This window comes from Streptomyces sp. NPDC006655 (assembly GCF_040703965.1).
Classification (GTDB): Bacteria; Actinomycetota; Actinomycetes; order Streptomycetales; family Streptomycetaceae; genus Streptomyces.
This window is the reverse complement of sequence record NZ_JBEYJU010000078.1, coordinates 12,079-30,209: the sequence shown is the minus strand read 5'-3', so window position 1 is coordinate 30,209 and position 18,131 is coordinate 12,079. Positions and strand designations below refer to the sequence as shown.

General features: G+C 71.7%; 16 protein-coding genes. 6 read left to right on the top strand and 10 right to left on the bottom strand.

Annotated elements, in window-relative coordinates; all coding sequences use genetic code 11:
• Window positions 1-51 precede the first annotated feature (51 nt).
• The 8 genes from AB0958_RS33175 to AB0958_RS33140 all read right to left on the bottom strand — a co-directional run bounded on the left by AB0958_RS33175 (window position 52) and on the right by AB0958_RS33140 (window position 11,451).
• On the bottom strand, window positions 52-1,011 hold the full coding sequence (locus AB0958_RS33175; RefSeq protein WP_366894178.1) for an alpha/beta hydrolase: 960 nt from the start codon (window positions 1,009-1,011) through the stop codon (window positions 52-54).
• A 66-nt stretch (window positions 1,012-1,077) separates the two neighbouring features.
• Window positions 1,078-2,604, bottom strand: a complete 1,527-nt coding sequence (locus AB0958_RS33170; RefSeq protein WP_366894177.1) for an APC family permease — start codon at window positions 2,602-2,604, stop codon at window positions 1,078-1,080.
• 159 nt (window positions 2,605-2,763) lie between these two features.
• Entirely contained in the window at window positions 2,764-3,777 is a 1,014-nt protein-coding gene (locus tag AB0958_RS33165) for an SDR family oxidoreductase (protein ID WP_366894176.1), read from the bottom strand.
• 54 nt (window positions 3,778-3,831) lie between these two features.
• Window positions 3,832-4,941 (bottom strand): enolase C-terminal domain-like protein, encoded by a 1,110-nt coding sequence (locus AB0958_RS33160; RefSeq protein WP_366894175.1) that lies wholly within the window; start codon window positions 4,939-4,941, stop codon window positions 3,832-3,834.
• Window positions 4,938-6,740 carry a thiamine pyrophosphate-requiring protein gene (locus AB0958_RS33155; protein ID WP_360563380.1) on the bottom strand — a complete coding sequence of 601 codons (1,803 nt, stop codon included), beginning with the start codon at window positions 6,738-6,740 and terminating at the stop codon, window positions 4,938-4,940. Before AB0958_RS33155 ends, AB0958_RS33160 begins: the two co-directional genes overlap by 4 nt.
• 54 nt (window positions 6,741-6,794) lie before the next feature.
• On the bottom strand, window positions 6,795-9,848 hold the full coding sequence (locus tag AB0958_RS33150) for an FAD-linked oxidase C-terminal domain-containing protein (RefSeq protein WP_366894174.1): 3,054 nt from the start codon (window positions 9,846-9,848) through the stop codon (window positions 6,795-6,797).
• Window positions 9,845-10,456, bottom strand: coding sequence for an isochorismatase family cysteine hydrolase (locus AB0958_RS33145; protein ID WP_366894173.1), 612 nt, complete (start codon window positions 10,454-10,456; stop codon window positions 9,845-9,847). Before AB0958_RS33145 ends, AB0958_RS33150 begins: the two co-directional genes overlap by 4 nt.
• 38 nt (window positions 10,457-10,494) lie before the next feature.
• Window positions 10,495-11,451: an LLM class F420-dependent oxidoreductase gene (locus AB0958_RS33140; RefSeq protein WP_366894172.1), complete on the bottom strand. Its 957-nt coding sequence runs from the start codon at window positions 11,449-11,451 to the stop codon at window positions 10,495-10,497.
• A gap of 139 nt (window positions 11,452-11,590) precedes the next feature.
• On the opposite strand from AB0958_RS33140, the gene AB0958_RS33135 reads away from it, so the two are divergent.
• From AB0958_RS33135 to AB0958_RS33110, 6 genes are all read left to right on the top strand, one after another.
• On the top strand, window positions 11,591-12,235 hold the full coding sequence (locus AB0958_RS33135; RefSeq protein WP_366894171.1) for a diguanylate cyclase: 645 nt from the start codon (window positions 11,591-11,593) through the stop codon (window positions 12,233-12,235).
• Window positions 12,232-12,873 (top strand): hypothetical protein, encoded by a 642-nt coding sequence (locus tag AB0958_RS33130; RefSeq protein ID WP_366894170.1) that lies wholly within the window; start codon window positions 12,232-12,234, stop codon window positions 12,871-12,873. Before AB0958_RS33135 ends, AB0958_RS33130 begins: the two co-directional genes overlap by 4 nt.
• The gene (locus AB0958_RS33125) at window positions 12,873-13,115 is read left to right on the top strand and encodes a BON domain-containing protein (protein ID WP_366894169.1); all 243 of its coding nucleotides are present in this window, start codon (window positions 12,873-12,875) and stop codon (window positions 13,113-13,115) included. Before AB0958_RS33130 ends, AB0958_RS33125 begins: the two co-directional genes overlap by 1 nt.
• Window positions 13,112-13,897, top strand: a complete 786-nt coding sequence (locus AB0958_RS33120; protein ID WP_366894168.1) for a metallophosphoesterase — start codon at window positions 13,112-13,114, stop codon at window positions 13,895-13,897. Before AB0958_RS33125 ends, AB0958_RS33120 begins: the two co-directional genes overlap by 4 nt.
• A 14-nt stretch (window positions 13,898-13,911) precedes the next feature.
• Entirely contained in the window at window positions 13,912-14,331 is a 420-nt protein-coding gene (locus AB0958_RS33115; RefSeq protein WP_366894167.1) for a CBS domain-containing protein, read from the top strand.
• Window positions 14,332-14,467: 136 nt separating this feature from the next.
• Complete coding sequence (locus AB0958_RS33110) at window positions 14,468-15,985, top strand: ubiquinol-cytochrome c reductase cytochrome b subunit (protein ID WP_366894166.1); 1,518 nt, start codon at window positions 14,468-14,470, stop codon at window positions 15,983-15,985.
• Here AB0958_RS33110 and AB0958_RS33105 read toward each other — a convergent pair.
• Both AB0958_RS33105 and ctaD read right to left on the bottom strand, forming a co-directional pair.
• Window positions 15,903-16,307 (bottom strand): cytochrome c oxidase subunit 4, encoded by a 405-nt coding sequence (locus AB0958_RS33105; protein WP_366894165.1) that lies wholly within the window; start codon window positions 16,305-16,307, stop codon window positions 15,903-15,905. The genes AB0958_RS33110 and AB0958_RS33105 overlap by 83 nt on opposite strands.
• Entirely contained in the window at window positions 16,304-17,977 is a 1,674-nt protein-coding gene (gene ctaD, locus AB0958_RS33100) for a cytochrome c oxidase subunit I (RefSeq protein ID WP_366894164.1), read from the bottom strand. The genes AB0958_RS33105 and ctaD overlap by 4 nt, the downstream gene beginning before the upstream one ends.
• Between the last annotated feature and the right edge of the window lie 154 nt (window positions 17,978-18,131).

Below are 18,131 nucleotides of genomic sequence, written 5' to 3'. Positions count from 1 at the left end.
GATCGTAGAGGGCGCCGCGGACCACCCGGCCACCGGCCGTGAACCGCAGGCTCAGGAAAGGGACGTCAAGAAGTCCAGGAGCGCCGCGTTCACCTCGTCCGGCCGCTCCTGCTGGGTCCAGTGCCCGCAGCCCGCCAGCCGCAGCGGCTCGCGCACCAGGTTCGGCATCAACTCCGGCAGACGGGCGATGAGTTCGGGCGTGCCCGGAAACGCCGGGACGATGTCGCGGTCTCCGTAGACGTAGAGTGCGGGCGGGGTGACGACGGCACCCTGCCAGGGGGCGGTCAGTTCCCAGTTGCGATCGAGGTTGCGGTACCAGTTCAGGGCGCCGGTGAAGCCCCGTGAGAAGCTCTCGGTGAGCGCGTCCAGATCGGCCTCGGTGAACCAGTCGGGCAGCGTCTCGGGGTCGGGCAGGTCCGCGAGCCAGCCGCGGTCGGGGTCGACGAGCGGCTGCCGGACCTCACCGCCGTGGGCGTCACCGGCCCCCATGGTGAAGAACTTCCGCAGTGTGGTGCGCGGGTCGCGGCCGAACTCGGCGTCCGCGACACCGGGCCGTTCGAAGTAGTTCCAGTAGAAGCGGCCGCCGAACGCCTCGTCCATGGCCCGCAGCGGCGGCCGCTCACCCCGGAACGGCGGCGGCACGCTCAGTCCGGCCACCCCGCGCACCAGGTCCGGCCGCAGCAGCGCGGTGTGCCAGGCCACCGGCGCGCCCCAGTCGTGCCCGACCACGAACGCCCGCTCCTCGCCCAGCTCCCGGATCAGCCCGACGACGTCGCCCACCAGGTGGAAGATGCTGTACGCCGCGACGTCCTCGGGGTGGTCGCTGCCGCCGTACCCGCGCTGGTCGGGGGCGACCACCCGGAACCCGGCCGCGGCCAGCGGGCCGAACTGGTGCTGCCAGGAGTGCCAGGACTCGGGGAAGCCGTGCAGGAGCACGACCAGCGGGCCGGAACCCTGCTCGGCGATGTGCAGCCGGATCCCGTTCACGTCGATCATTCGATGCTGGACCATGTGCACGAGCGTACGCGCAATGATCTTCGGGTGGCGCCCCGGCCCGGCGGCGGGACGGGCCCCGGGTCAGCGGTCTCCCGCCGCCTGCCGGGTGGGCCTGCCCGAGGCCCAGAACACCACTCCGAGCAGCATGAACCCGATCAGCGGAACCAGCTCCGTGAGCAGGTACTTCCAGCGCTCGGCGTGGCTCCAGCCGTCCGGTGCGTAGCCGGCGCCGAACCAGTGGTCGCCGAGCCCGGGCGCGACCAGCTGTACGCTCGCGAACAGGATGAGCAGGGTGAGGACCGCGCTGATGAGCCGGGGGAGTGGGCTGCGGTACGGCCGCGGGGTGTCCGGGTACTTGCGGCGCAGCACCGGCAGCGCCGGGAAGATGCCCAGGTAGCTGACGAGGGTGGTGGACACCGCGAGTCCGAGCACCGCGCCGAAGAGCTTGGCCGCGCTGCCGTTGGTCAGCTCGTGGGCCAGGACCAGGACCGCGGTGGAGACGAGCCCGCTGAGGACGTTGACCCGGACGGGGGTGCCGAACCGGCTGGAGATGACGCCGAGGAAGCGGGGGGCCGCGCCGTCGTAGCCGGAGACGGCCAGGGCGCGGTCGGAGCCCATGATCCAGGTGACCCCGGAGGACAGCACGGTGAGGATGAACATGATCGCGGCCAGGTCGCCGAGCACGGAGCCCGCCCCGCTGAGCGTGGCGGTGCCGTCGGCGGCGACGTGGCCGCCGTACACCGTGAAGACCTGGCGGAGGGCGTCGACGAACCCGCCGAGGCCGGTGATGGCCTTGACCGGCAGGACGAGCAGGATGCCCAGGATCGGCAGCGCGTACAGCAGCACCGACAGGGCGGCGCTGCGGAAGATCCCGTAGGGGACGTCCTTCTGCGGGTCCGTCATCTCGTCGCCGGCCGTGTTGGGCAGCTCGAAACCGACGTAGTTGAACATCAGCACCGGCACCAGGGCGACGAAGCCCGCGTAGCTCGGCGAGAAGTCGCTCGCCCCGAAGCCGTGCAGGCCGTGCTGTACGCCGTAGACCACGACCGTCACCGTGAACAGGCCGAGCAGCAGGAACCGGCTCCAGGCGCCGATGGTCGGGATCCACTTGCCGATGTCGAAGGAGAGGATCGCGGCGAGCACGCCCACCCAGACGAAGACCAGCGTGAAGGCGTAGAAGGCCGGGGCGCCCAGGTCCTTCCCGTCGTTGAAGAAGGTGGTGTACGCGGTGACGGCGGAGACGGCGAGGGTGCCGCCCAGCCACACCGGGTTGGTGATCCAGTACAGGAAGTTGTTGACCGCCCCGGCGAGCCGCCCGAAGGCCCGGCTGGTCCAGATGTAGGGGCCGCCCTCGTCGGGGAAAGCGGCCCCGAGCTCGGCGATCAGCAGCGCCGACGGCACGAAGAAGACCACGGCCAGCACGATCAGCCAGGTGAACGCCTCGGCGCCGCGGGCGGCCACGGCGCCGATGGTGTCCACGCCGACGATCGTGCACAGCAGGAAGAACAGGATGTCGAAGCGGCCGAAGTGCTTGCGCAGCTTCCGCCGTTCCGCCTGGGCCGCGGCCGTGGTGTCGACCGGGTCGGGAGCGAGAGGGCCAGCGGTCACCGGGGGCTCCAGCGTGCTCGGAGGAGGGGCGGGATTCGGCCAATGATCCGCCGCGTCGCACCACGTCACAAGCGAGCGAGGTCAAGTCTTGACCATCGCTTGGTCACTCACGCCCGTCCGAAACCCGCCGGAAACCACACCGGAACACCGGGCCCGCCGCTACGCCTTCCCGTCGCCCAGCAGCCGCCGGATGCCGCCGGCGGCCGCCACGGTCAGCGCCGCCGTGGTCACGGCCGTCGCCGTGGGATGCCGGGCCAGCGCGGCCTGCACGGAGCGCGGGTGGGACCGCTCGTCGAACTCGCCGTGAGCGCCGTGATCGGTGCCCGGCTCGGCGTCGGCCGGCGCGTAGAGGTTGCCGGAGCCGGCCGGCGCCGGCGCGCCCGTCTGCTGGGAGTCGAAGCCGGTCCGCGCCAGGTAGCGGTCGAGCAGGGCCGGGGCCAGCCGGTTGGCCCAGACGGTCGCCGCTGTCGTGGCCCCGATGTACCGCTGCTTGCGCTCCGGGTGGTCGGCGGCGTACAGGACACCGCGGGCGGCCACCTCGGGCTGGTAGATCGGCGGCACCGGCTGCGCGTGGCGGGGGAGGCGGGTGCGTACCCACGAGAACTGCGGGGTGTTGACGGCCGGCATCTGGGCGACCGTGATGTGCACGTCGCTGCCCTGGTGCAGCAGTTCCACGCGGACCGACGAGGTGAAGCCGTTGATGGCGTGCTTGGCCGCGCAGTAGGCCGACTGGAGCGGGATCGCCCGCTCGCCGAGCGCCGAGCCGACCTGCACGATCGTCCCCCGGTTCCGCGGGAGCATCCGGCCGAGGGCGGTCCGGGTGCCGTTGACGAAGCCGAGGTACGTCACCTCGGTCACCCGCCGGTACTCCTGCGGGGTGATCTCGGTGAAGGGCGCGAACACACTGGTGAAGGCGCAGTTGATCCAGACGTCGATGGGGCCCAGGAGCCGTTCGGTGGCGTCGGCGACGGCCTCCAGCTGGGCGGGGTCCGCGGTGTCGGCCTGCTGGATCAGGGGGTGGCCGCCGCGTTCGGTGACCTCCTCGGCGGTCGCCTCCAGGCCGGCCCGGCCCCGGGCCACGAGCGCGATGCGAGCACCGCGCTCGGCGAAGAGCCGGGCCGTGGCCCGGCCGATACCGGCGCTTGCTCCGGTGATGACGACGACGTGCGACATGGTCCTTTCCTTCGGTTCGTGCGGACATCGGGAGCCCGCGTGCGCTGCCCTCCGTCAGCCGACGCGGTACGGGCGGGCCCGGTCGGCGTCGAGCGTCAGGCCCAGGCCGGGGGACCCGTCCCGGCCCGGGACCAGGGCGCCGCCCCGTGGGCTCGGCGCGCCGTCGAAGAGGAGCCGTTCGATGCGGACGTGGTCGTGGAACCACTCCAGGTGCCGCAGGTTCGGCACCGAGGCCGCCGCGTGCGCGTGGGCGGCGGGTGCGCAGTGCCCCGAGATCTCCAGGCCGTGGCCCAGCGCCAGCGCCGCCACCCGCAGCCAGACGGTGATCCCGCCGCAGCGGGTGACGTCCGCCTGGAGGCAGTCGACGGCCCCGGCGGCGAGCATGTGCCGGAAGTAGGGCAGCGTGTAGCCGTACTCCCCGGCCGTCACGTCGGCCATGACCCGGCCGCGGACGGCGGCGAGCGCGTCGAGGCGGTCGGAGGAGACCGGCTCCTCGAACCAGGTCACGCCCTCCCCGTCCAGCGCCGCCGCCACCCGTACGGCCTGCTTCACGTCGTAGCCGCCGTTGGCGTCCACGTACAGCTCGGCCGCGTCGCCGATGCTCTCGCGGGCCCGGGCCACCCGCGTCAGGTCGCGCGTCTCGTGGCTGCCCCAGGACTCACCGATCTTGATCTTGACCCGGGGGATGCCCTCCCCGTCCACCCAGCCCCGCAGCTGCCGGTCCTGCCGGTCGGCGTCGTACGTGGTGAAGCCGCCGCTGCCGTACACCGGCACCTCGTCACGGGCGGCGCCCAGCAGCGCCACCAGTGGGAGCCCGAGCAGCCGGGCCTTGGCGTCCCACAGGGCGATGTCGACCGCGGAGATCGCCTCGGCGGCGATCCCCGGCAGCCCGGCGTTGCGCACGGCACGCTGCATGGCCTCGTTGGCGCGCGGCACGTCCAGGGCGGGCAGGCCGGTGACCACGCCGGCGAGCAGGTCGTCGACGACCCGCGCGGCCGCCGCCGGGGCGTAGGTGTACCCGAGCCCCGTGACGCGCCCGCAATGGACGGTGACCAGGACGAGCGTGGTGCTGTCCCAGGCCGCGGTCCCGTCCGCCTCGGGGGCGTCCGTCGGCACGGTGTAGACGGCGCTGTCCACCCGCTCGACGGCAGGAAGGTCGCTCACCTCCGGCCCGCTTCGTGCCGGTGCGGCAGGAACTCCTGCACCTTGGCCTTGAAGCCCTGGCGGACCATCGCGACCCGGTCGCTGTCGCCCTTGAGGACGGCGGCGGCCGCCGCCTCGATCTGGTCGAGGGTGGCGTGCGGCGGGATCGGCGGTACGGCCGGGTCGGTCACGAAGTCCAGCACGCACGGCCGGTCGGCGGCGAGCGCGGCCTCCCACGCCCCCCGCACCCCGCCCGGCTCCTCGATCCGCATGCCGGTCAGGCCCAGGGAGCGGGCGAAGTCGGCGTACCCGACGTCCGGGAGGGACTGCGAGGGCAGGAACTGCGGGGCGCCCTCCATGGCCCGCATCTCCCAGGTCACCTGGTTCAGGTCCCGGTTGTTGAAGACGGCGACGATCAGCCGCGGGTCCTCCCAGTCCTGCCAGTACTTGGCGACGGTGATCAGCTCGGCCATGCCGTTCATCTGCATCGCCCCGTCCCCGACCAGGGCGATGGCCGGCCGGTCGCCGTGGGCGAACTTGGCACCGATGGCGTACGGCACGCCCGGTCCCATCGTCGCCAGCGTCCCCGACAGCGAGCCGCGCATCGCCCCGCCCAGCTTCAGGTGCCGGGCGTACCAGTTGGCGGCCGAACCGGAGTCGGCGGAGAGGATGACGTCGTCCGGGAGCAGCTCGCCGAGGGCGTGGGCGACGTACTCGGGGTTGACCGGGTCGGCCGAGACGGCGGCCCGCCGGTCCATCACCTCCCACCAGTCCCGCACGTTGCTCTCGATCGTCTCCCGCCAGGACCTGTCCTCCATCTGGTCCAGCAGCGGCAGCAGCCTGCGCAGCGTCCGGGCGGCGTCCCCGACGAGGTTGACCTCGAAGGGGTAGCGCATCCCGACCATGTGCGGATCGATGTCGATCTGCACCGCCCGCGCATTCCCGAAGGCCGGCAGGAACTGCGTGTAGGGGAAGGACGAACCGATGACGAGCAGCGTGTCGCAGTCACGCATCATCTCGTACGACGGCCGGGTGCCGAGCAGCCCGATGGAGCCGGTGACGTAGGGCAGGTCGTCGTCGAGGGCGTCCTTGCCGAGCAGCGCCTTCGCGACCCCCGCCCCGAGCCGGTCCGCGACCTCCTTGACCTCGGTGCGGGCGCCGCGCGCGCCCTGCCCGATCAGGATGGCCGTCTTGCCGCCGGAGTTGAGCACGTCGGCGGCCCGCTGGAGGTCGCCGTCGTCGGGCACCGGCGCGTAGTGCGACATGCCGAGGCTGGACGGCACCATCTTGAAGGCGTGCTCGGGCGGCGAGTAGTCGAGTTCCTGCACGTCCGCCGGGATGATCAGGGCGGTCACCGAGCGGCGCGCCATGGCCGTGCGCATGGCCCGGTCCAGGACGTTCGGGAGCTGCTCGGGGACGGTGACCATCTCGCAGAAGTCCGAGGCGACGTCCTTGTACAGGCTGAGCAGGTCGATCTCCTGCTGGTAGGAGCCGCCCATGGCGCTGCGGTTGGTCTGCCCGACGATCGCCACCACGGGGACGTGGTCCAGCTTGGCGTCGTACAGGCCGTTGAGGAGGTGGATGGCGCCGGGGCCCGAGGTGGCGGCGCAGACGCCGACCTTGCCGGAGAACTTCGCGTACCCGCAGGCCTCGAAGGCGGACATCTCCTCGTGCCGGGACTGGATGAACCGGGGCTTGTTCTCCGCGCGTCCCCAGGCCGCGAGCAGGCCGTTGATGCCGTCGCCGGGGTAGGCGAAGACGTGTTCCACGTCCCACTCGCGCAGCCGCTGGAGGATGTAGTCGGAGACCTTCGTCGACATGTTCGACAACCTTTCCTGAAGTGGACGTGCGTGCGTCTGCGTGCCTGCGTGTGTCTAGGGGCGGCGCACCTGGCGTACGGTGCCGAACGCGGCCGCGGCCGCGAGCGTTCCGGCGACGGCGGTGGTCGCCCACCGGGCCGTGCCGGAGGGTTCGGCGGGCCTGCGGGCCAGCCGCTCGGGGCGGTCACTGGGCACGGGGCCGTCGAGGGCGAGGGCCAGTGCCTCCGCCAGGTGCAGGGCCCGGCGTCCGGTGCCGCCCTGCTCGATCTGGGTACGGCAGCTGAACCCGTCGGCCAGCACCAGACTGTCGGGAGCGGCCCCGCGCACCGCGGGCAGCACCCCCAGCTCGCCGACGGCCATGGAGACTTCGTGGTGCCCGCGCTCGAAGCCGAAGTTGCCGGCCAGACCGCAGCAGCCCTCGTCGAGGACGTCCGCGTCCAGATGGGCTCGGCGCATCAGTTCGCGGTCGGCGTCGAACTTCATGATCGCGTGCTGGTGGCAGTGGGTCTGCACGGTCGCCTGCCGGGTCAGGGACGGCGGCTGCCAGCCGTCGGGCGCGTGGTGGACGAGCTGCTCGGCGAAGGTGCGGGTCTGGCCGGCGAGCCGCCGCACGTCCTCGTCGTCGGGCAGCAGCTCGGGGGCGTCGGAGCGGAACACGGCCGTGCAGGACGGCTCCAGGCCGATGACGGGGGTGCCCGCCTCCAGGTAGGGCGCCAGCACCCGCAGGGAGCGGCGCAGCACCTTCTTGGCCACGGCCAGCTGACCGGTCGAGATCCAGGTGAGGCCGCAGCACACCGGTGCCTCGGGCACGGCCACCCGGAACCCGGCGTCCTCCAGGACCCGTACCGCCGACATCGCGACCGACGGGTGGAAGTGGTTGCTGAACGTGTCCGGCCACAGGACCACGGTCGCCGGGTCGGCCGGATCCGGCTGCTCGGTGCGGAGGGCGCGCCACCACCGCACGAAGGACCGCTCGGCGAAGACCGGGGGCTGCCGCTGCCCGGCCACCCCGGCGAGGGCCTTGCCCGCCCGGCCGAGCAGCGGCGCGTGCAGCGCGCTGTTCGCCAGTCCGGGGGCGCGTTCGGCCAGGCGTGCCCACAGGGGCAGCCAGCCCATCGAGTAGTGGGCGGCCGGGCGGGGGCGCCCCGCGTAGTGGTGGGCGAGGAACTCCGCTTTGTACGTGGCCATGTCGACGCCGGTCGGGCAGTCCGACTTGCAGCCCTTGCAGGCCAGACAGAGATCCAGCGCGTCCCGGACCTCCGTCGACCGCCAGCCGTCCTCGACCGCCGAGTCGGGATGCCCGTCGAGCATCTCGAACAGCAGCCGCGACCGCCCGCGCGTGGAGTGCTCCTCCTCGCGGGTGGCCCGGTACGAGGGGCACATCACGTCGCCCTTCAGGCTCCGGCAGTTGCCGATGCCGACACAGCGCAGCACCGCCCGGGTGAAGGAGTGGTCGTCCTCCGGATACCCGAAGTGCGTCTCGTGGGTGTCCGGCCGCCAGGCGGCCCCGAGCCGCAGCTGGCCGTCCACCGGATTCGGGTCGACGACCTTGCCGGGGTTCATCCGGTTGCCCGGGTCGAACAGTGCCTTGAGCTCACCGAAGGCACCGACCAGCCGCTCCCCGAACATCCGGGTCAGCAGCTCGCCCCGGGACTGTCCGTCGCCGTGCTCGCCCGACAGCGAGCCGTCGTAGGAGGCCACCAGGTCGGCGGCCCGTTCCAGGAAGCGCCGGAAGTGCGCGACGCCCTCGGCGGTCTTCAGCTCGAACGGGATCCGGGTGTGTACACACCCCTGCCCGAAGTGCCCGTACAGCGACGGGTGGTCGTAGTCGAACTCCTCGAACAGTTTCTTCAGGTCCCGCAAGTAGTCGCCGAGCCGCTCGGGCGGCACCGCCGAGTCCTCCCAGCCCTCCCAGGTCTCCCGGCCGTCCGGCGGCCGCGCGGTCACCCCGAGCCCGGCCTCCCGCGCCTTCAGCATCCTCTGCTCGCGCTGCGGGTCGTCGGAGAAGGCCACCGAGGAGTCCTTCTCCGACCGGCCGAGCGACTTCAGCAGGGCGTGCGCCCGCGTGTCGACCTCCTCCTGGCTGTCCCCGGTGAACTGCACCAGCAGCCAGCTGTCCGCCTCCGGCAGCAGGCGCAGCGATTCCAGGTAGGCGTGCTCCTCGCGCATCAGCTGCGCCATCCGCCCGTCCAGCGCCTCCAGCTGGCCGGGCGAGCAGTGCTCGAGGATCTGCGGCACATGGTCGGCGGCCTGGCAGATGTCGTCGTAGCCGAGCACCAGCAGCGACTCGTACGAGGGCACCGGCACCAGCTCCAGTTCGGCGCGCAGGACGGTCACCAGCGTGCCCTCGCTGCCGACCAGCGCCCTGGCCACGTCGAAGCCGTTCTCCGGGAGCAGCGAGTCGAGGTTGTAGCCGGAGACCCGGCGCGGGATCTTCGGGTAGCCGCGCCGGATGTCCCCCAGGTACTCGGTGACGAGCCGGTCGAGGCCGTCGTACAGCTCGGCCCGCCGGCCGCCCTCGGCGGCGATCTGGGCCCGCTCGGCCTTGGAGGTGGGCCCCACCCACATCCGCAGCCCGTCGTACGTCATCACTTCCAGCCGGCGCACGTTGTCGACCGTCTTGCCGTACGCCTGCGCGGACGCCCCGCACGAGTTGTTGCCGATCATGCCGCCGAGCGCGCAGTGGCTGTGCGTCGACGGCTTCGGGCCGAACTTGAGCTTGTGGTCGGCCAGCCGCCGGTTGAGGTCGTCCAGGACGATGCCCGGCTCCACCACGCAGGTACGGGCCTCGGGGTCGACGGAGACCAGCGCGTTGCAGTACTTGCTCCAGTCGATCACCACGGCCTCGTTCGTGGTCTGGCCGGCGAGACTGGTGCCGCCGCCGCGCGACAGCACCGGCACGTCGAAGCGGGCGCACAGCTCGACCGCGTGGGCACCGGCCTCCACGGTGCGGGGCACGACCACGCCGAGCGGGACCTGCCGGTAGTTGGAACCGTCCGTCGAGTAGGCGCCCCGGCTCCCGGTGTCGAAACGGACCTCCGCGTCGGTCCCGGCCCGCAGGGCCGTGACCAGGTCCTCCAAGGACTCTCCGGGAACACGTGTGCTCATCGCCGACCTCCGGGCTGACGTGGTGTCTCCTCCGGTACGGCCCCCCGGGTACCCAGGAAGTCGACTTCCTTCGCCAGGACGATCCGGGCACCCATGTTGCGCTCCATCATGTCCAGCGCGGCCTCCGCCAGGTGCGGGTGGATCGAGGCGACGGCGTCCTTCGGCACCGTGACCTCCAGATGGCGGATGTGCGCGTCCAGCGCCGAGTACAGGACGCACTGCTCGGTGACCTGGCCGGTGAGCACCACCGTCCGGACGCCCAGTTCCCACAGCAGATAGGCCAGCGGGGTGTCGTAGAAGATGGAGTGCCGGGCCTTCACCACGAACAGCGAGTCGTCGTCGGGACGGATCGGCTCGACCAGGTCGGCGTGCGGCCGGGACAACGCCGTCTCGACCAGTTCGCCGTGGTGGGAACGCCAGCGCCCGAAGTTGTCGTTCACGTAGATCACCGGCACGCCCGCCTCCCGGGCCCGGCCGATCAGGTCCGCCAGCACGGGCACCACCTGCTCCGCGGCGGGCAGCAGCAGCTCCGCGTCCTCGTGCTCGTACGTGTTGATCATGTCGATGACGACGAGCGCGCGGCCGTCGTTCGACGAAGTCCCGGGCACGGCGTTCACCACCTTCCCCTGCGCCTACCTCATGCGTTTCAGCTCCGCAGCCGAGGCAGCACCTCGGTGCGGTAGAAGTCGAAGAAGCCCTGCTGGTCCTTGCCGATCTGGTTGACGTAGACGGTGTCGAACCCCGCGTCGACGAACGCGGACACCGCCTTGACGTGTTCGTCCGGATCGTCGCCGCACGGCACGGAGCCGGCCACCCGCTCCTCGGTGACCAGGTCCATGGCCTGCTCGAAGTGGCGCGGGGTCGGCAGGACCTGCGGAAGCTCGCCGGGCAGCTGCTCGTTGGCCCACAGCCGGTGCGCGGTGCGCACCGCCTCCTGCCGGTCGGTGCCCCAGCACACCTTCATCCCGCCGTACACCGGACTGGTGCCGCCGCCCCCGCGACGGAACCGCTCCACCAGCGACTCGTCGGGCATCATCGTGATCAGCCCGTCGCCGATCCGCGCGGCCACCTCGGCGGCCTGCGGACCGAACGCCGACACGTCGATCGGCACCGGCTGGTCCGGCACCGTGTACAGCCGGGCGTTCTCCACCGTGTAGTGCCTGCCGTGGTGACTGACCTGCTCCCCGGTGAACAGCCGCCGGATGATCAGCAGGGCCTCCTCCAGCATCTCGAGCCGCACCGGAGCCTCGGGCCAGACCGTGCCGAGGATGTGCTCGTTCAGCGCCTCACCGGTGCCCACGCCCAGCCGGAACCGGCCGCCCAACTGCACCGCGCTGGTCGCGGCGGCCTGGGCGATCACGGCGGGGTGGGTGCGGATCAGCGGGCAGGTCACCGCCGTCTCCACGGGCAGCGACACCGCCTGCGACAGCGCGCCGATCACCGACCAGACGAACGGGCTCTGCCCCTGACCGTCGTGCCAGGGGTGGTAGTGGTCCGAAATCCACAGCGATTCAAAACCGGCCTGCTCGGCCATCCGCGCCTGCTCGACGAGTTCCGCCGGGGTGTGCTCCTCGCACGAGAGGAAGTATCCGAAGGCCGCCATCGTCTCTCCTGAACCATGTGTGCTTGTGGGGTCCGCCGCCGAGTACCCGATGACCACCGGGTTGTGCATGGCGTGTCGCACGGATCAGGCGGGGTACCGGGGATGCGGGTCCCCGAAGACCGACCTCACGGAGGTTCACATGGCACTGCGCCTGCTGCCCCGGAAGGCCTGGCAGAACTGGCGGCGCTCCGCCGACCTGCGGATCCCGCTCCGCTCCACCGACGCGGAGGACGCCAGTAGGCGGTTCCTCCTGTACGGCGTCCTGCCGTTGTGGGTGCTGCCCGGCCTCGCCGACTGGTGGATGCACCGGCGGACCGGCATCGAGCACACCAGCGGCGCCAAGGAGTCCGCGGTCCACGCGCTGATGATGACCGAGGCCGGGGTGCCGGTGCTCATCGGCCTGCTCGCCCGGGTCAACCCCCTGGTGCTCACCGTCATGGGCGGCGCGGCCCTCGCCCACGGCGCCACCGCCGTCTACGACGTGTCCCTCGCCGTCGGCGACCGCGAGGTCCGGCCACTCGAGCAGCACATCCACAGCTTCCTGGAGGTGCTGCCGCTCACCGCCCTGTCGTTCACCGCCTGTCTCCACGCCGACCAGGTCCGCAGGGCCCTGCGGGGCGGACCGCACCCCGACGACTGGCGGCTGCTCCCCAAGGAGCGGCCGCTGCCCGCCGCGTACCTGGCCGCGCTCGCCGCGGTGATCGCCGCCGGTGTCGCCGTGCCCTACGCCGAGGAACTGCGGCGCTGCCTGCGCACCGCGGCGCGCGAAGGGAGCCGTCCATGACAGACGCCCAGGGTGCGCCCGACCTCCGCCTCGCCGCCCCGGATCCCGGGTCGCCCGCGGCGCGCAGGCTGCCGCCCGACCGCAGCCAGGCCATCCTGGAGGCCACCAAACAGGTCGGCGCCATCCTGAAACGCGCGGGCCACAAGTTCGCCCTGGCCGGCAGCGTCGCGGTGTACGCCCACGGCGGCACCGGCACGCTCCAGCACGACACCGACTTCTGCGTGCTGCCCGAGGACGCCGAGGCGGTGGCCGGATCACTGCGCGAGGCCGGGCTGACCGTGCGGGTGCCGCCGGAGGACTGGCTGCTGAAGACCGTCTGTCTCGACCAGGACGTGGACCTCATCTTCGAACTGGCCCGCCAGCCGGTCACCGTCGACCTGCTGGCCCGCGCCGAGGAACTCTCCGTCGACTCGGTGCACATGCCGGTCCTCTCGGCGACCGACCTGCTGGTCAGCCTGAGCACCGCCTTCTCCGAGCACCACTGCGACTTCGGCGCCGTACTGCCGGTGGCCCGCTCGCTGCGCGAGAAGGTCGACTGGCGGGAGGTGCGGCGCCGCTGCGGGGACGAGCCGATGCCCGCCGCCTTCCTCTACCTCCTGGAACGCCTGAACGTCGTCGACCCCGAACCGGAGCAGTGATGAACCTGCACTACCGCGTCGCCCACGTCGCCGAACGGCTGGCCGAGGGACACTGCGGTGAGCTCGGGGTACGCGCCGAGATCCGCGGCGACACGGTCCTGCTGACGGGGACGGTCCCCTCGGCCGGCTGTCGCGAGGACATCCTCCGCGTCGCCCGTGAGGAACTCGCCGACGTGCCGGTGCACTGCGACATCGTCGTCGCGGAGACCACCCCGCCCGACCACGCCGAGGAGCTGACATGACCCGGGTCGCCGCCGTCGGGGACATCCACATGGGCCCCGACAGCCAGGGCACCCTCCGCCCGGCCTTCGACACCCTGCCCGAGTGCGCCGACGTGCTCCTGCTCGCCGGGGACCTCACCCGGCACGGCACACCCGAGGAGGCGCGGGTGGTCGCCCGGGAGATCAAGGACCTGGGCGTCCCGGTGGTCGCGGTGCTCGGCAACCACGACCACCACGGCGACCACCCCGACGAGATCACGGCCATCCTGCGGGACGCCGGCGCGCACGTCCTGGAGGGCGAGGCCACCGTCGTGACCCACGGCGGACTGCGCATCGGCGTGGCCGGCACCAAGGGGTTCGGCGGCGGGTTCGTCGGACGGTGCGCCGGGGAGTTCGGCGAGCCGGTGATGAGGGAGTTCGTACGGTACTCGCGCCGGCGCGCCGACGGACTGCGCACGGCCCTCGAAGAGCTGCGCGGGCGCGACTGCGACGTACGCATCGCGCTCACCCACTTCGCCCCCGTGCCGGACACCCTGGCCGGCGAACCCCTGGAGATCTATCCGTTCCTCGGCAGCTACCTGCTCGCGGAGGCCATCGACACGGCGGGCGCCGATCTCGCCGTCCACGGACACGCGCACGCCGGCGCCGAACACGGCATGACCGACGGCGGGGTCACGGTGCGCAACGTCGCCCAGCCCGTCATCGGACGGGCCTTCCACGTCTACTCCCTGAACCCGCCGCCCTCCGGGGAGGGATCCCGGGCCCTGGGTACCCGGTCGCCGACAGACACCGTCGAGCAGTGAGAAGGGGGCCGGTCATGGCCCAGCACGTACGCGACATCATGACCAGCGACCTGGTGACCGTCGAACCGCAGGCCTCGGTCGCCTCCGTGGCCCGGGTGATGCGGGACGAGGACGTCGGCGCGGTCCTGGTCACCGAGGAAGGGCACCTGCGCTGCCTGGTGAGCGACCGCGACCTGGTGGTGCGGGCCTTCGCCGAGGGCGCCGACCCGGACGAGACGACGATCATGCAGGCGGCCAGCACCGACCTGGTCACCGTCACCCCGGACGACAGCCTGGACCGGGCCGTCCGGCTGATGCGCGAGCACGCCGTACGGCGCCTCCCGGTCGTCGACGGGGACCGCCCCGTGGGCATCCTCGCCCTCGGCGACCTGGCGATCGAACGCGACGAGACGTCCGCCCTCGGCGACATCAGCGCGGCCCGTCCCAACACCTGAGGCGCTGAGGTCCTCAGCCGATCGGGTGCCGCCGCCCGGCCGCGCGAGTGTTTCCCGCCGGCCGGGTACCCGCCCCGGGCCCGTGCCGGGCAAGGGATGAGGCGAGCGCGGCGGCAGCCGTCGGGAGGAGCGTCGGGTGGAGCCTGGGCGAGGCGGGACGGGAGAGCGGTTCGCGGAGGCGGTCGACGCCCGGCTGCCCGTCCACGACGGGGCGGGGCAGCTGCTGCGCAAGGCGTTCCCCGACCACTGGTCGTTCCTGCTCGGCGAGATCGCCCTCTACAGCCTGATCGTCCTGGTGTTCACCGGCGTGTGGCTGACCTTCTTCTTCGAGCCGGAGATGCGGGAGGTCGTGTACCAGGGCCCCTACGTCCCGCTGCGTGGACAGCTCGTCTCGGGGGCCTTCGACTCCACCCTGCACATCAGCTTCGACGTCCGCGGGGGCCTGCTGATGCGGCAGGCCCACCACTGGGCCGCGCTGGTGTTCGTCGCCGCGATCGGCGTGCACCTGCTGCGGATCTTCTTCACCGGCGCCTTCCGCAGGCCCCGCGAGCTGAACTGGGCCATCGGCGTCACGCTGTTCGCGCTCGCCCTGGCCGAGGGGTTCGCCGGCTACTCCCTCCCGGACGACCTGCTCTCCGGCACCGGGCTGCGGATCGCCCAGGGCATCATGCAGTCGATCCCGATCGTCGGCACGTACGTGGGCATGTTCGTCTTCGGCTCCGAGTTCCCCGGTCACGACATCATCCCCCGGCTGTACAGCCTGCACATCCTGCTGCTGCCGGGCGCGCTGACCGCCCTGGTCACCGTCCACCTGATCCTCGTCTTCCACCTGAAGCACACCCAGTGGCGGGGGCCCAGCCACAAGAACTCCAACGTCGTCGGAAAACCGCTGTACCCCCAGTTCTCGGCCTCCTCGATCGGCCTGTCCCTCACCGTCGCCGGGCTGCTGGTGGCGCTGGCCGGCGTCGCCCAGGTCAACCCGGTCTGGGTGTACGGCCCCTACCGGCCCGACCAGGCGTCGACCGGCTCCCAGCCGGACTGGTACGTCGGCTTCCTGGAAGGCTCGCTGCGGCTCGTCCCGCCCTGGGAGACGAACGTCGCCGGCCACACCCTGATGTGGAACGTCCTGCTGCCGGCCGTCGTCCTGCCGGCGCTGCTGTTCGCCGTCCTGTACGCCTACCCCTTCGTCGAGCAGCGGCTGACGGGGGAGTGGCGGCAGGAGCAGCACTTCAGCGAGCGGCCCCGGGAACGGCCGGTGCGCACCGGTCTCGGCGCGGCCGGCGTCACCTTCTACGGCGTGCTCGTCCTCGCCGGCGGCAACGACGTGGCGGCGCAGACGTTCCGGATCTCCGTGAACGCGCTGACCTGGATCTTCCGGATCTCCCTGATCGTGGCCCCGGTCCTGGCCTTCTTCGTCACGCGGGGGCTGTGCCGCGCCCTGCTCCACGCCGAACAGGAACGGCTGGCCGAGGGCGAGGAGACCGGGCAGGTACGGCAGAACCTCGCCGGCGGCTACGAGGAGGGCCACCGGCCGGTGACGCGGTTCCGGCCGGGCGCCCCCCGACGGCCGCTCACTCCTCCTGCTCCGTCCCCCGGTTCACGTACTGGAACACCAGCCCGGCAACACCCCGAGCCAGAACACCGAAACCGATGAGGAACAGCCACAGCCCGAACACCACCCCGGTCGCCGCGACGGCGAACCCGAGCGCGGTGACGATCGGCCAGGGGCTGTGCGGCGGGAAGAACTCCAGAGGCCCGGCGGAGTCCGCGATCTCCGCGTCGGTACGGTCCTGGGCGCGCGGGCCGCGGCGCACGTAGTGGGTGGCGCAGAAGAAGGAGACCACGGCGGCCATCACGAACGCCACGATCAGCGCCGCCGTCCCCGCCGGGTCGGCGTGCGACCACACCGCGTACAGAGCGGCGGCGGCGCCGAAGAAGACCGCCACGCCGCCGAAGAGCAGGGCCTCGACCTTCACCGCAGGCCCTCCTTCTCCGCCTGGCGGACGATCTCCGGGTGGTGCAGGTCGAAGGCGGGCGACTCCGACCGGATCCTGGGCAGCGCCACGAAGTTGTGCCGCGGCGGCGGGCAGCTCGTCGCCCACTCCAGGCCCCGGCCGAACCCCCACGGGTCGTCCTTATCGACCTGCCTGCCCTTGTGGGCGGTGAGCCAGACGTTGTAGAGGAACGGCAGCGTGGAGACGCCCAGCAGGAACGCACCCGCCGACGAGAGGGTGTTGAGCAGCGTGAACCCGTCGGCAGGCAGGTAGTCGGCGTACCGGCGGGGCATGCCCTGAGCGCCGAGCCAGTGCTGCACCAGGAACGTCAGCTGGAACCCCGGGAAGAGCAGCCAGAAGTGCACCTTGCCCCAGCGCTCGTCGAGCATCTTCCCGGTGAACTTGGGCCACCAGAAGTAGAACCCGGCGAACATCGCGAACACCACCGTCCCGAACAGCACGTAGTGCAGGTGCGCCACGACGAAGTAGGAGTCGGTCACGTGGAAGTCGATCGGCGGCGACGCGAGGAGCACCCCGGTCAGCCCGCCCAGCAGGAACGTCACCAGAAAGCCCATCGACCACAGCATCGGTGTCTCGAAGGAGAGCGAGCCCCCGCGCATCGTCCCGATCCACGCGAAGAACTTGATCCCGGTCGGCACCGCGATCAGGAACGACATGAGGGAGAAGAACGGCAGCAGCACCGCCCCCGTCGCGAACATGTGGTGCGCCCACACGACCGCGGACAGCATGGTGATGGAGGTCGTGGCCCCGATCATCGGCAGGTACCCGAACACCGGCTTGCGGGAGAACACCGGAATGATCTCGGTGATGATGCCGAAGAACGGCAACGCCACGATGTACACCTCGGGATGGCCGAAGAACCAGAACAGGTGCTGCCACAGCAGCGCCCCGCCGTTGTGCGCGTCGAAGACGTGCGAGCCGAACTTCCGGTCGCACTCCAGGGCGAGCAGCGCGGCCGTCAGCACCGGGAAGGCGGGCAGCACCAGGATGGACGTGAACAGCACGTTCCAGGTGAACATCGGCATCCGGAACATCGTCATGCCCGGAGCGCGCAGGCACATGATGGTGGCGAGGAAGTTCACCGCGCTCAGCGTCGTGGACACACCCGAGACCACCAGCCCCATCGTCCACAGGTCACCGCCGGCGCCGGGGGTGTAGTACGCGCTGTTCAGCGGCGCGTAGGCGAACCAGCCGAACGCCGCCGCGCCACCGGGCACCAGGAACCCGGAGACCACGATCAGGCCCCCGAACAGGTACATCCAGTACGACAGCGCGTTGAGCCGGGGGAACGCCAGGTCGGGGGCGCCGATCTGGAGCGGCATGACGGCGTTCGTGAACCCGGCGAACATCGGGGTCGCGAAGAGCAGCATCATGATCGTGCCGTGGATGGTGACGAACTGGTTGTAGGTCTCGTTGCTGAGGAACTGGAGTCCGGGGCGGGCCAGTTCGGCGCGCATGCCGAGCGCCAGCAAACCTGCGAACAGGAAGAAGCAGAACGCGGTCACCATGTAGAGCCGGCCGATCACCTTGTGGTCGGTCGTGGTGGCCCAGCTCAGCAGTCGCCGCCCCAGGGGTGCCGGGGCGGCGGGAGGGGACGGCTCCTCGTCGACGTGCTGCGACAGTTCGGTCATGGTCCTCCTCAGCCGGGCCGAGCGCGAAAAGCGCCTCGCGGGTGCCCGGCCGGTCGTCCGGGGAAACCGGCACCGGCCCGAGCACACGGGGTGTCCACCGCGCCACCGGCCGACACGCGACCGCGTCGCACCGGCCGACATGACGGACAGACGG

What these genes read in the sequence shown, in the direction of transcription:
- AB0958_RS33125 (WP_366894169.1), top strand. Translation starts at nt 12,873, where the DNA reads ATGAACCTGCACTACCGCGTCGCCCACGTCGCCGAACGGCTGGCCGAG.
- AB0958_RS33120 (WP_366894168.1), top strand. Translation starts at nt 13,112, where the DNA reads ATGACCCGGGTCGCCGCCGTCGGGGACATCCACATGGGCCCCGACAGC.
- AB0958_RS33175 (WP_366894178.1), bottom strand. Translation starts at nt 1,011, where the DNA reads ATGGTCCAGCATCGAATGATCGACGTGAACGGGATCCGGCTGCACATC.
- AB0958_RS33135 (WP_366894171.1), top strand. Translation starts at nt 11,591, where the DNA reads ATGGCACTGCGCCTGCTGCCCCGGAAGGCCTGGCAGAACTGGCGGCGC.
- ctaD (WP_366894164.1), bottom strand. Translation starts at nt 17,977, where the DNA reads ATGACCGAACTGTCGCAGCACGTCGACGAGGAGCCGTCCCCTCCCGCC.
- AB0958_RS33140 (WP_366894172.1), bottom strand. Translation starts at nt 11,451, where the DNA reads ATGGCGGCCTTCGGATACTTCCTCTCGTGCGAGGAGCACACCCCGGCG.
- AB0958_RS33130 (WP_366894170.1), top strand. Translation starts at nt 12,232, where the DNA reads ATGACAGACGCCCAGGGTGCGCCCGACCTCCGCCTCGCCGCCCCGGAT.
- AB0958_RS33150 (WP_366894174.1), bottom strand. Translation starts at nt 9,848, where the DNA reads ATGAGCACACGTGTTCCCGGAGAGTCCTTGGAGGACCTGGTCACGGCC.
- AB0958_RS33165 (WP_366894176.1), bottom strand. Translation starts at nt 3,777, where the DNA reads ATGTCGCACGTCGTCGTCATCACCGGAGCAAGCGCCGGTATCGGCCGG.
- AB0958_RS33115 (WP_366894167.1), top strand. Translation starts at nt 13,912, where the DNA reads ATGGCCCAGCACGTACGCGACATCATGACCAGCGACCTGGTGACCGTC.
- AB0958_RS33155 (WP_360563380.1), bottom strand. Translation starts at nt 6,740, where the DNA reads ATGTCGACGAAGGTCTCCGACTACATCCTCCAGCGGCTGCGCGAGTGG.